The 13,326-nt window shown below is 61.8% G+C and carries 9 protein-coding genes; 6 read left to right on the forward strand and 3 right to left on the reverse strand.

Annotated elements, in window-relative coordinates; genetic code table 11:
• Positions 1 to 74: 74 nt before the first annotated feature.
• The 6 genes from recC (at position 75) to ACI77D_RS04825 (ending at position 11,730) form a co-directional block, all read left to right on the forward strand.
• On the forward strand, positions 75 to 3,527 hold the full coding sequence (gene recC / locus ACI77D_RS04800) for an exodeoxyribonuclease V subunit gamma (protein WP_407016153.1): 3,453 nt from the start codon (positions 75 to 77) through the stop codon (positions 3,525 to 3,527).
• Positions 3,524 to 7,198: an exodeoxyribonuclease V subunit beta gene (gene recB / locus ACI77D_RS04805; RefSeq protein ID WP_407016154.1), complete on the forward strand. Its 3,675-nt coding sequence runs from the start codon at positions 3,524 to 3,526 to the stop codon at positions 7,196 to 7,198. Before recC ends, recB begins: the two co-directional genes overlap by 4 nt.
• Positions 7,195 to 9,264: an exodeoxyribonuclease V subunit alpha gene (gene recD, locus ACI77D_RS04810; RefSeq protein WP_407016155.1), complete on the forward strand. Its 2,070-nt coding sequence runs from the start codon at positions 7,195 to 7,197 to the stop codon at positions 9,262 to 9,264. Before recB ends, recD begins: the two co-directional genes overlap by 4 nt.
• A 144-nt stretch (positions 9,265 to 9,408) precedes the next feature.
• Positions 9,409 to 9,975, forward strand: a complete 567-nt coding sequence (locus ACI77D_RS04815) for a YfiR family protein (protein WP_064454143.1) — start codon at positions 9,409 to 9,411, stop codon at positions 9,973 to 9,975.
• Positions 9,972 to 11,234: a diguanylate cyclase domain-containing protein gene (locus ACI77D_RS04820; RefSeq protein WP_064454142.1), complete on the forward strand. Its 1,263-nt coding sequence runs from the start codon at positions 9,972 to 9,974 to the stop codon at positions 11,232 to 11,234. Before ACI77D_RS04815 ends, ACI77D_RS04820 begins: the two co-directional genes overlap by 4 nt.
• 4 nt (positions 11,235 to 11,238) lie before the next feature.
• On the forward strand, positions 11,239 to 11,730 hold the full coding sequence (locus tag ACI77D_RS04825) for an OmpA family protein (protein ID WP_064454141.1): 492 nt from the start codon (positions 11,239 to 11,241) through the stop codon (positions 11,728 to 11,730).
• A 230-nt stretch (positions 11,731 to 11,960) separates the two neighbouring features.
• Here ACI77D_RS04825 and ACI77D_RS04830 read toward each other — a convergent pair whose 3' ends face one another.
• The 3 genes from ACI77D_RS04830 to ACI77D_RS04840 are packed head-to-tail and all read right to left on the reverse strand — an operon-like array spanning position 11,961 to position 13,059.
• Complete coding sequence (locus ACI77D_RS04830; protein ID WP_407016156.1) at positions 11,961 to 12,320, reverse strand: hypothetical protein; 360 nt, start codon at positions 12,318 to 12,320, stop codon at positions 11,961 to 11,963.
• A 41-nt stretch (positions 12,321 to 12,361) separates the two neighbouring features.
• A complete protein-coding gene (locus tag ACI77D_RS04835; protein ID WP_407016157.1) occupies positions 12,362 to 12,721 on the reverse strand; it encodes a hypothetical protein in 360 nt (119 codons plus the stop codon).
• A 47-nt stretch (positions 12,722 to 12,768) separates the two neighbouring features.
• A complete protein-coding gene (locus tag ACI77D_RS04840) occupies positions 12,769 to 13,059 on the reverse strand; it encodes a DUF3077 domain-containing protein (RefSeq protein ID WP_064454136.1) in 291 nt (96 codons plus the stop codon).
• Positions 13,060 to 13,326: the final 267 nt, after the last annotated feature.

Below are 13,326 nucleotides of genomic sequence, written 5' to 3' on the forward strand. Positions count from 1 at the left end.
ACAAAGGGGCTTATTGCGGCCGCCTACAGTGCTAAAGTCCATGCCTCGATTTTGCTTTTCCCAAGGAAGCCGTTATGCCGGATGCGACGTCCCTCAGCGCTGGATTTATGGTGGTTCACGGCAACCGTCTGGACGAACTGCGCAGCCTGGTCGTCAGCTGGATGCGTCGTTATCCGCTGGCCCCCCTGGAAAACGAAATCGCGCTGGTCCAAAGCAACGGCATTGCCCAATGGCTCAAGTTGGCTTTGGCCGAAGATCCCGAAGAAGATGATATGGGCGGCTGCGGCATCGCCGCCGCTATCGACGTGCAACTTCCCGGCAGCTTTATGTGGCAGCTCTATCGCATGGTCCTGGGTAAGGATGAAATCCCGCCCAAGTCTCTGCTTGATAAAGCCCCCCTGACCTGGCGCCTGATGCGCCTTCTACCAGAGCTCATCGATCAAGCGCATTTCGAGCCGCTGCAGCGTTTCCTCACCCACGACACTGACCTGCGCAAACGCTATCAACTCGCAGAGCGATTGGCCGACTTGTTCGACCAGTACCAGGTCTACCGCGCCGACTGGCTGGAAGACTGGGCCGCCGGCCGTCACCAACTGCGCAACGGTCGAGGCGAGTCCAAGCCACTAAACCCAGCGAACTGCTGGCAAGCAGAGTTATGGCGTGCACTGCTACTGGATGTAGGTGAAGAGGGCATGGCTGAAAGCCGCGCCGGTGTTCATCAGCGTTTCATTGAACGGATCAACACCCTCGAAAAAGCCCCCCAAGGCCTGCCGTCCCGTGTGATTGTTTTCGGCATTTCCTCTTTGCCCGCACAAGCGCTGGAAGCGCTCGCAGGCCTGGCGAGATTCAGCCAAGTCTTGCTGTGCGTACACAACCCTTGCCGCCACCATTGGTCTGACATCGTCGCCGACAAAGACCTGCTGCGTAACGAGTACAAACGCCAAGCGCGCAAAGTCGGAATGCCGGTCACCATCGACCCGCAAACCCTGCACCAGCACGCGCACCCGCTGCTCGCCGCCTGGGGCAAACAGGGCCGTGACTACATCAGCCTGCTGGACAGTTACGACGACCCCAACAGCTACCGCGCCGCCTTCCGCGACGGGCGCATCGACCTGTTCAGCGAAAGCGAACCGACCACGCTGCTCAACCAGTTGCAGGATGACATTCTCGAACTGCGCCCACTCAACGAAACGCGTGAGCTGTGGCCCGGCGTCGACCTCAATAACGACAGCTCCATCCGCTTCCACATTGCCCACAGCGCCCAACGCGAAGTGGAAATTCTCCACGACCAACTGCTCCAACGCTTCAGTGCCGACCCTACGCTGCGCCCGCGCGACATCATCGTCATGGTCCCCGACGTTGACAGCTACGCACCGCATATTCGCGCCGTGTTCGGCCAACTGGAAAGAACTGACCCACGCTTTATCCCCTTCACCCTTACCGACCAGGGCCAGCGCGGCCGCGACCCTCTGCTGATCGCCGTCGAACACTTGTTGAAACTCCCGGACAGCCGCTTCCCGGTGAGCGAAATTCTCGACCTGCTCGACGTTCCTGCATTGCGCGAACGTTTCGCGATCAAGGAGCGCGACCTGCCCACACTGCACCGCTGGATCGAAGGCGCCGGCATCCGTTGGGGCCTTAACGCCGAGCAACGTGCCGGCCTGGGCTTGCCAAACGAGCTGGAGCAAAACAGTTGGCGATTCGGCTTGCGCCGCATGTTGTTGGGCTATGCCGTCGGCACCGGCGCGGCCTGCGATGGTATCGAGCCCTATGATGAAATCGGTGGTCTCGATGCCGCATTGATTGGCCCGCTGGTCGCCTTGCTGGATGCATTGAATGACGCGCATCAAGCCTTGTCCCAACCAGCGCCTCCAATAGAGTGGGGCGCGCGCCTGCAGCGCCTGATGCAGTTATTCTTCCTGCCCAGCAGTGAACATGACGACTACCTCCTGGGCCAACTCGAACAACTCAGAGAGGCTTGGCTAGAGACCTGCGAGTCCGTCGGCCTGCAAGACGAGTTACCTCTCACCGTAGTCCGCGAAGCCTGGCTGGCCGGTCTGGACCAAGGCCGCCTGTCCCAGCGCTTCCTCGCAGGCGCTGTCAATTTCTGCACACTGATGCCTATGCGCGCCATCCCGTTCAAGCTTGTCTGCCTGTTGGGTATGAACGACGGCGACTACCCGCGCGCCCAACCGCCGTTGGACTTCGACCTGATGGGCAGCGACTACCGCCCCGGCGACCGTTCACGCCGTGAAGACGACCGCTACCTGCTGCTCGAAGCCCTGCTGTCAGCCCGCGACCAGCTGTATATCAGTTGGGTCGGCCGCAGCATCCGTGACAACAGCGACCGCCCGGCCTCCGTACTGATTGGCCAACTGCGCGATCATCTCGCCAGCGGATGGCACAACGCACAAGCAGAAGAACCGCTGCTGGAAGCGATGACCCAGGAGCACCCACTCCAACCGTTCAGCGCACGCTACTTCCATGCCGGCGACCCACTGTTCAGCTACGCACGTGAGTGGCAGTTGCTCCACGAAGCGTCCGATGTCCCCACACAAGAACACGAACTGGCGCCACACCAACAAGAAGAACCTTTGAGCCTTGGCCAGTTGCAGGATTTCCTACGCAACCCAGTCAAACATTTCTTCAGCCAGCGTCTGAAAGTGTTCTTCGAAGCCGCTGAAGTGCCTCTGGCCGATGAAGAGCCCTTCGTCCTCGACGCGCTGCAACGCTACAGCCTCAGCGACAGCCTGCTGAACGCCGCGCTGACCCAGCCCGATCACGTGGATCAGGCCCTACACGCCCAGGCGCTGCGCCTGCAAGGCAGTGGCCTGTTGCCAATGGTCGGTTTTGGCGAGTGCCTGCGTAACGAACTGATCGAGCCATTGCCCGATTTGCTGCAGCGTTATCAACACTTACTGGCGCTGTGGCCTACTCCACAAACAACCGCCGAGCCGATCAGTTTTGAGCACCAAGGTCTGCAGCTGGAAGGCTGGATTAGTGGCCTGCATGGGCGCAGTGATGGCGGGTTGTTAAGTGTGACCACCATTCCCAACAGCATTGGCTCAATCAAGACCCGCAAGTGGCATCGCCTGATTCGCCCATGGGTCAATCACGTCGTTGCCTGCGCCTGCGGCCTGCCACTCAGCACCGGCTTGGTCGCGAGTGACGACACCTTGTTACTGGGCCCACTGGATACATCCAATGCTCAGGAAATCCTCGGCAACCTACTGCTGGCCTGGCACACCGGCATGCGAAAACCGCTCCCCGTGGCCGTGAAAACCGCCTTTGCCTGGCTCGGCCAAACCGACCCCGTCAAGGCCCAGGCCGCCGCGAGCAAAGCCTACGAAGGCGACGGCCTGACCACCGACGGCGAACGACGAGAAACCCCGGCGCTCACCCGCCAGTTCCCCGACTACGCCACCCTGGTAGCCAGCGAAGAATTCGAAGGTTGGTGCGAAACCCTGTATCGCCCGTTGCTCAACGCCCCCTGGCGATCGCTCACCCGTGAGGAGGCCAGCGCATGATCGGCAAACCTTTAGCCCTGGCCTTCCCGCTAAAAGGCAGCCAGCTGATTGAAGCCAGCGCCGGCACCGGCAAGACCTTTACCATTTCCGCCCTGTATTTGCGCCTGGTACTTGGCCATGGGGGTGATGAGTCCGGCTTCGGTCGCGAGCTGCTGCCACCGCAAATCCTTGTGGTGACCTTCACCGACGCGGCCACCAAAGAGCTGCGCGAGCGCATCCGTATCCGCCTCGCCGAAGCGGCGCGTTTTTTCCGCGACGAAATCGACCAGCCTGACGCCCTGATCGCCGACCTGCGCGATCAATACCGCCCCGAGCAATGGCCTGCCTGCGCCAACCGTCTGGACATCGCCGCCCAATGGATGGACGAAGCGGCCGTCTCGACCATCCACAGTTGGTGCCAGCGCATGCTGCGCGAACACGCGTTCGACAGCGGCAGCCTGTTCACCCAGACCCTGGAAACCGACCACAGCGACCTGCTCGGCGAAGTGCTGCGCGACTACTGGCGGCTGTTCTGCTACCCGATGCATGACGACGCACTCAATTGGGTACGCAAAAACTGGAGCGGCCCCGCCGCGCTGATGCCGCGCGTGCGTGCGCTGTTCGGCAGCGAACGGCCTACTGACGAAACCCGCGAGCCAGCCGAGCTGATCAACGCTTGCCTGCAAGAGCGCCGCGAAGCGCTGGTCACCCTCAAGGCACCCTGGCAACAATGGGCCGCCGAGCTGCGTGATATCTGCCTGCAGGCCGTGGCCGCCAAAGCCGTCGACGGCCGCAAGATGCAAGCGCGTTACTTCGAGCCCTGGTTCGAAAAGATCAGTGCCTGGGCCGCTGACGAAACCCTCGAGCAGTTGGACATCGGCACCGGCTTCACCCGCCTCACGCCCGACGGCATGGCCGAAGCCTGGAAGGGCGAACCGCCGCGCCACCCTGGCATTGACGCCATGGCCAGTCTCAAAGCCAGCCTCGATGCCTTGCCAACGCCCGACGCTGCGGTGTTGCAACACGCCGCCGGCTGGGTGGGTAAACGTTTCGAAGAAGAAAAACGCCGTCGCGCCGAAATGGGCTTCGACGACATGCTGATTCGCCTCAACGCCGCCCTGCAAGCCGAAGGCGGCGAGCGTCTGGCCAGTGTGATCCGCGAGCAGTTCCCCGTGGCGCTGATCGATGAATTCCAGGACACCGACCCGGTGCAATACAGCATCTTCGACAGCATCTACCGCATCGAAGAAAACCACCTCGACAGTGGCCTGTTCCTGATTGGTGACCCCAAGCAGGCGATCTACGCTTTCCGCGGTGCCGACATCTACACCTACTTGCGCGCCCGCCAGTCCACCGCTGGCCGCCATCACACCCTGGGCACCAACTTCCGCTCCAGCCATGCGATGGTCGAGGCGGTGAACCACGTGTTCCAACGCGCGGAAACCGGCCGTGGTGCGTTCCTGTTCCGCGAGCCGAATGGCGACAACCCGGTGCCGTTCCACTCGGTGTTATCCCAAGGCCGTAAAGAGCAACTGCAGGTCGATGGTCAAACGCTGCCGGCGATGAACCTCTGGCACCTGCCCACCGACCAGCCGATTTCCAACGCGGTGTATCGCCAGCAACTGGCTGCCGCCTGCGCCACGCAAATCGTCGCGTTACTCAATGGCGGACAGCAACGCACTGCCGGTTTCCTACAAGAGGATGGCAGTTTCAACGGCGTACTCCCGTCAGACATCGCCATCCTGGTGCGCGACGGCAAGGAAGCCCAAGCCGTGCGCGCCGAGTTGGCCGCCCGTGGCGTGCGCAGCGTGTACCTGTCCGACAAAGACTCCGTCTTCGCCGCCCAGGAAGCCCATGACCTGCTGGCCTGGCTCAAGGCCTGCGCCGAACCGGACGTCGAGCGCCCGCTGCGCGCCGCCCTGGCCTGCGTCACCTTGAACCTCTCATTGCCGGAACTGGAACGTCTGAATCAGGACGAACTGGCGTGGGAAACCCGCGTGATGCAGTTCCGTGGCTACCGTGCAATCTGGCGCACCCAAGGCGTGCTGCCGATGCTGCGGCGCCTGCTCCACGATTTCAAATTGCCGCAAACCCTGATCGCCCGCAGTGATGGCGAACGTGTGCTGACCAACCTGCTGCACCTCAGCGAACTGCTGCAACAGGCCGCGTCGGAACTGGACGGCGAACAAGCGCTGATCCGCCATTTGGCCGAACACTTGGCGCTGTCTGGTCAGGCCGGTGAGGAACAGATCCTGCGCCTGGAAAGCGATGAGCAACTGGTCAAAGTGGTCACCATTCACAAGTCCAAAGGCCTGGAATACGACCTGGTGTTTTTGCCCTTTATCTGCTCGGCCAAACCGGTGGATGGCAGCCGATTGCCGCTGCATTACCACGACGAACACGGCAAATCCCACGTCAGCCTGCGGCCCAGCGCCGAGTTGATCGCCCAGGCCGACGATGAGCGCCTGGCCGAAGACCTGCGCTTGTTCTACGTTGCACTGACCCGCGCCAAACACGCTTGCTGGCTCGGCATTGCCGACCTTAAGCGTGGCCATACCAACAGCTCCGTCTTGCACCTGTCAGCGCTGGGTTATCTGCTCGGCGCCGGCGCATCGCTCGGCGAATCCGCCGGCCTGGCGCGCTGGCTGCTGGACTTGCAGGAAGGCTGCGCAGCCACCCACTACGCCCACGTGCCCGACGCGCTAGACATCCTGTTTCACCCGCCGCGCAACGAAGCCACCTTGCTCGCGCCCTTGCTGCCCAAGCGCAAGGCTGCCGAGAACTGGTGGATCGCCTCCTACAGTGCATTGCGCATTGGCGACAGCATGAGCGCCGCCCCCCTCGAAGCGCCGGAAAACCCACAGGCCCAGAAGCTGTTCGATGACGAACGCCTCGACCCTGATGCTCCGCGCGAAGTGGCGGCGTCTGGCGGTGACATTCACCGTTTCCCACGTGGCCCTAATCCGGGGACTTTCCTCCACGGCCTGTTGGAATGGGCGGGTGAGGAGGGCTTCAACGTGACACCCGAGGCCATCGAAAAAGCCGTGGGCGCGCGCTGCAATCGGCGCAATTGGGAAGGTTGGATCGTCACCCTCAGCGGTTGGCTCGGCCATCTGCTGCAAACCCCGCTGCCTGTGGATAACGACCACGTCACCCTGAGCAGCCTGCAGCAGTACCAGATTGAAATGGAGTTCTGGTTCGCCAGCCACAAGGTCGACGTGCTCGCCCTCGACAAGTTGGTATGCCAGCAGACCCACAATGGTGTGTCCCGGGTCGCCGCCGAACCGGTGTTGCTCAACGGCATGTTCAAGGGCTTTATCGACCTGACCTTCGAACACGACGGCCGCTATTACGTGGCCGACTACAAATCCAACTGGCTCGGCCCCGACGATTCGGCCTACACCCAAGACGCGATGGAACAGTCGATCCTCGAGCATCGGTACGACCTGCAATATGTACTTTACCTGCTGGCTCTGCACCGCCAGCTCAAGGCACGCCTGCCGGATTACGACTACGACCGTCACGTCGGCGGTGCGCTGTACCTGTTCCTGCGCGGCACTCAGGCGGCCAGCCAAGGCGCGTATTTCACTCGGCCACCACGTGAACTGATCGAAGGCTTGGACCTGCTGTTCCAGGGCAAACCCATACCGCCCAAAGTCGAACCTGCCTGGGAACAAGGAGTGCTGCTATGAGCCTGTCGCCGTTACCGCTTGAGGAACTGCTGCCGCTCAGCCGCGCTGCCGACTTGCTGCAACTGCTGGAACGTTGGGTCGACCGAGGCTGGCTGCGCGCCTTGGACAAAGCCTTCGTCGGCTTCCTCCACGAACTCGACGCGCAAGCCGATCCGTTGGTGCTGCTGGCTGCGGCATTGACCAGCCATCAATTGGGCCATGGCCACGTGTGCCTCGACCTGTTCGAAACCCTTAAGGCGCCGGACTTTGCGTTGTCACTGCCACCCGAAGGCGACGTGCAAACCGGTGCCATGCTGTTGCCGTCGCAACTGCTCACCGGCCTCGACGGTGCGCATTGGTGCCAAGCGTTGGCCGCCAGTCACCTGGTCGCCCTGGCGGTTGATGGCAGCGAAGCCGCTCACAGCCGGCCATTGGTGCTGTCTGGCAAACGTCTGTACCTGCGCCGTTACTGGACTTACGAGCGGCGTATCGACACGGCGCTGCGCCTGCGCCTGGCGACCCCGGAAAACGTCGCCGCCGATTTGCCCCAGCGCCTGAACCGTCTGTTTGACCAACCGCCACCCGACGGCGTCATCGACTGGCAAAAACTCGCCTGCGCCCTGGCCACTCGCGGTGCATTCAGCATCGTCACCGGCGGCCCCGGCACTGGCAAAACCACCACCGTGGTGCGCCTGCTCGCCCTGTTGCAGGCCCCCGCTGTGGAAGCCGGCAGCCCGTTTCGCATCCGCCTCGCCGCGCCCACCGGTAAAGCCGCCGCACGCCTCACCGAATCCATCAGCCAGCAAGTGCTGTCGCTGAACGTGCCTGACAGCGTGCGGGAAAAAATCCCGACCCAGGTCACCACGGTTCACCGCCTGCTCGGCAGTCGCCCGGGCACGCGGCACTTCCGTCATCACATTGGCAACCCTTTGCCTTTGGATGTGCTGGTGGTGGACGAAGCCTCGATGATCGACCTGGAAATGATGGCCAACCTGTTGGACGCCTTACCGCCCCACGCCCGCTTGGTGTTGCTGGGCGACAAGGACCAACTCGCCTCGGTGGAGGCCGGCGCCGTGCTCGGCGATTTGTGCCGCGACGCTGAAGCCGGTTGGTACAGCCCCGACACACGCCAATGGCTGCAAGCCGTGAGCGGCGAAGACCTCAGCACCAGCGGCCTCCACGAAGACCTCGACGGCAGCCATCCGCTGGCTCAGCAAGTGGTGATGCTGCGCTACTCGCGACGTTTTGGCGAAGGCAGCGGTATCGGCCAACTGGCGCGTTGGGTCAACCAGCAAAACGCCGAAGAGGCGCGCAAACTGCTGGCCGCTCGCAGCCACAGCGACCTCTTCTGCCTCAGCCTCAAGGGCGAACACGACCAGGCCCTGGAGCGGCTGGTGCTGGATGGGCAGGGCGACGACGCCCAAGGTTATCGCTATTACCTCAACCTGCTGCAAAGCGCGCGCCCGGCCCTCGACACCCCGCGCGAAGACGCGGCCTGGACGCACTGGGCGCAACAGCTGCTGCAAGCGTTCGACGCCTTCCAACTGCTTTGCGCCGTGCGCAAAGGCCCTTGGGGCGTGGAAGGGCTGAACCTGCGCATCACCGCCGCCTTGCGCAAAGTGCGGCTGATCGAGGGTGACGACCAATGGTACGAAGGCCGCCCGGTGCTCATGACCCGCAACGATTACGGCCTGGGCCTGATGAACGGCGACATCGGCATCGCGCTTAAACTGCCCGAAAGCGACGATGGCCCACAGGTCTTGCGCGTAGCCTTCCCACGCAACGATGGCCAAGGCGGTGTGCGTTTTGTACTGCCCAGCCGTCTGAACGATGTGGAAACCGTGTACGCCATGACCGTGCACAAATCCCAGGGTTCGGAGTTCACCCACACCGCGTTGATCCTGCCGGACGCGCTGAACCCGGTGCTGACCAAGGAGCTGATCTACACCGGCATCACCCGTGCCAAACGGTGGTTCAGCCTGATCGAGCCGCGGGGGGGCGTCTTTGAGGAAGCCGTGCGCCGCAAGGTCAAGCGCCTGAGTGGTTTGATGTTGGAGCTGCACGCTGCGGATAAAAAAACTGACTGATCGGTCATGAAATATTTCTGATTCGATCGTCTGATTTTTCTGAAAAAATAGCAGGCCTCGCGAAAGCACGCTTTCCCGGGGCTTTGCGCCGCTGTGCTATCGTTGCGGCATCACCTTGAAAAAATACCTGAAGAGAATTGCTGCATGAACGTGGCTGTCTCGCCCACAGAGCGCAGTTTGAGCTGGAGACGCATGTTACTGGTGGCGCTTGTGTGCGTGCTCGCGCCGCGAGCATTTGCCCAGGCACCCAGCCCGGCGGACCAACGCGCCCAGGCGGTGACTCAGGTGGTGCTCGGTATTCTCAGTTATGCACGCTGGCCCGTAGAGCCTGCGCAATTGCGCCTGTGTATTGTCGGGCCGACCCAATACACCGACGACCTGGTCAAGGGCACGACCCAGGCGACCGGCCGTCCGGTTGTGGTGCAGCGCCTGCTGGCCGATCACCCCGATATTGTCAGTGCGTGCGACGCCGTGTACATCGGCAAACTCAGCGCCGATGAGCGCACCCGGCTGTTTACCTCATTGATTGGTCACCCGGTGCTCAGCATCAGCGAAGGTGGCGACCAATGCACTGTGGGCAGCCTGTTCTGCCTGCGCGTGGGTGATCAGCAGGTGTCGTTCGAGGTCAACCTGGATTCCGTTGCCCGCAGTGGCGTGCGCATCCACCCCAGCGTGTTGCAGTTGTCCCGCCGTCGAGCGACGGTGCCATGAGGGCTCATAAAGCGCGCCCCACCCTGCGTTCAGTCATCGGCCGAGGGCATCTGATCCTGGCGCTGGTAGCCGTGACCCTGGCCAGCGTGTCCCTGACCCTGCTCGGCGTGTTGGCGCTGCGCGTGTATGCCGATCACAACCTGCACCTGATCGCGCGCTCCATCAACTACACCGTGGAAGCCGCGGTGGTGTTCAACGACAGTGCCGCCGCCACCGAAGCCCTCAGCCTCATCGCCTCCACCGAGGAAGTGGCCCAGGCCGAAGTGTTCGATGCCAACGGCAAGCTGTTGGCCCAATGGTCACGGCCGGAAACAGGCATGTTGTCCCAGGTCGAACTGGCGCTGGCGCATGCTTTGCTCGAACAGCCCATCAGCCAGCCGATTTTGCGTCAAGGGCAAACGGTCGGCAGCATTCACGTGGTCGGCCATGGCGGCAGCCTGTTGCGCTTCCTGCTCAGCGGCCTGGCCGGCATCGTGATTTGCACGGCCCTCAGCGCCTGGGTAGCGTTGTACTTGGCGCGGCGCCTGTTGCTGGGCATCACCAAACCGTTGCAAAGCCTTGCCGCCGTAGCCCACGCCGCCCGCAGCGAGCGCGATTTCGACCGGCGCGTACCCCCGGCGCAGATCGCCGAGCTCGACAGCCTGGGCAGTGACTTCAATGCCCTGCTCGGCGAGATGGAAGCCTGGCAAAGCCACCTGCAAAGCGAAAACGAAACACTCGCCCACCAGGCCAGCCACGACAGCCTGACGGGGCTGCCCAATCGCGCGTTTTTCGAAGGCCGGCTGATCCGCGCCCTGCGCAGCGCCGCCAAGATCAATGAGCGAGTCGCCGTACTGTTCCTCGACAGCGACCGTTTCAAAGACATTAATGACAACTTCGGCCACGCCGCCGGTGATGCCGTGTTGGTGGCCGTTGCCGAGCGCGTGCGCGCGCAATTGCGTGAAGATGACTTGGTGGCGCGCCTGGGCGGCGATGAATTCGCGATCCTGCTCGCGCCCCTGCACAAGGTGGAGGACGCCCAGCGTATCGCCGACAAGATCATTGCCAGCATGGACAAGCCGATCCCACTGCCCGGCAACACCCAGGTTGTGACCTCCCTCAGTATCGGCATTGCCGTTTATCCCGATCATGGCGCCACTCCCGGCACCTTGCTCAATGCCGCTGATGCGGCGATGTACCAGGCCAAACGCTTATCCCAGGGCGGCCAGCAAACGGCGGAATCGGAGCCCACCGCCGCAAATGTTAACCACAGGAGTTGATCCCTTGTTCTCGAACGCGCGTTTTATGTTTATCACTTTACTGGTGGCCTTCCTTGCCCTCGGCGGCTGCCAGACAGCCCCACCCAAAGGCCTGACACCGGCGCAAGTCGCAGTGCTCAAACAGCAAGGTTTCGAACTCACCGACGAAGGCTGGGCGTTCGGGCTCTCGGGCAAAGTGCTGTTCGGCAGCGACGTTGAAAGCCTCAACAAAGCCAGCACCGACATCGTCGAACGTATCGGCAAGGCCCTGGTGGGCGCGGGCATCGAACGCGTGCGCGTCGACGGCCACACCGACGCCTCGGGCAAAGAGAGCTACAACCAGCAACTGTCCCTGCGCCGCGCCAAAAGCGTGGGCAAAGTGCTGACGGGTGTGGGCATGAAGGAAGAAAACATTAAGCTGCGCGGCTTGGGCAGCAGCGAACCGGTGGCGTCTAACACCACGGTGGCGGGGCGCACGGAGAATCGTCGAGTGTCGATTGTGGTGATCGCGGACTAACCGCTTAACCCGTTCCAATGCTGCAATGCGGTCAAATGTGGGAGCTGGCTTGCCAGCTCCCACACTTATTTGTGCATGACCAAAGTTCTGCGTCCTTCGCAGTTCAAATGTGGGAGCCGGGCTTGCCCGCGATGGCGGTGTATCAGCAGCAGATAAGCTGCCTGACCCACCGCCATCGCAGGCAAGCCAGCTCCCACACTTATCTGTGTCTGACCACAGTTCTGCACCCGTCACAGCTCAAAAATGTGGGAGTGGGCTTGCTCGCGAAAGCGGTGTATCAGCAGCAGATAAGCTACCTGACCCTCCACCATCGCAGGCAAGCCAGCTCCCACACTTATCTGTGTCTGACCAGAATTCTGCGCCTGCCACAGCTCAAAAATGTGGGAGCGGGCTTGCTCGCGAAAGCGGTGTATCAGCAGCAGATAAGCTGCCTGACCCACCGCCATCGCAGGCAAGCCAGCTCCCACACTTATCTGTGTCTGACCAAAGTTCTGCGCCTGCCACAGCTCAAAAATGTGGGAGCGGGCTTGCTCGCGAAAGCGGTGTATCAGCAGCAGATAAGCTGCCTGACCCACCACCATCGCAGGCAAGCTCCCACACTTATCTGTGTCTGACCAGAATTCTGCCCCCGTCACAGCTCAAAAATGTGGGAGCGGGCTTGCTCGCGAAAGCGGTGTATCAGCAGCAGATAAGCTACCTGACCCTCCACCATCGCAGGCAAGCCAGCTCCCACACTTATCTGTGTCTGACCAGAATTCTGCGCCTGCCACAGCTCAAAAATGTGGGAGCGGGCTTGCTCGCGAAAGCGGTGTATCAGCAGCAGATAAGCTGCCTGACCCACCGCCATCGCAGGCAAGCCAGCTCCCACACTTATCTGTGTCTGACCAAAGTTCTGCGCCTGCCACAGCTCAAAAATGTGGGAGCGGGCTTGCTCGCGAAAGCGGTGTATCAGCAGCAGATAAGCTGACTGATCCACCGTCATCGCAGGCAAGCCAGCTCCCACATTTATTTTTGCAGCGTGCTCGCTACAGTGTTCGCTTAACTGCCCGGCGTCATCGCCTGCGTCAAGTCATCCACCACGGCCTTGCCCATCTCACACAGGTAATGCGCAGCCCACGCGTATTGCTCGCCGCGCACATCCATGGCGGCTTCCATGGCGAGTTTCTTGGAGTAAAAAAGCAGGGTGGAGGCGTGTTCCAGGGCTTGCTCAATCGGCATACCGGAATTGACCCGGAACAGGGGTTTTTGGTTTTCGCCGTAATCGCCGAAGGTGACGACGCCGAGGGTGGTGATGGAGGAAAGCGGTGGATCGGGGACGATTTTGCTCATGACGATTGCTCTCTGCTGAAGTAGAGCCGCCACATCACATCGCTAAACATGAAGAGGGTGGCAGCTGTGTGCAGGTTAGCGATCCGGGCCAGAGCGCATCCCGGGTAGACTCGAAAGTCTCCCGCACACAGCCGCCATAAAACGCTAAAAGCTGACGAGAGCCAGCTAATACTGTTGGGGGCAGTGACACGCCTGAAACCCGGATCGCTAAACCCGATCGCTGATGTGCAGCGACCCAGGGAGGCTAGTGACCCAAACAGTAAGGCG

It is taken from the genome of Pseudomonas sp. O39 (assembly GCF_045447295.1).
In the GTDB taxonomy this organism is placed as follows: Bacteria; Pseudomonadota; Gammaproteobacteria; order Pseudomonadales; family Pseudomonadaceae; genus Aquipseudomonas; species Aquipseudomonas antarctica_A.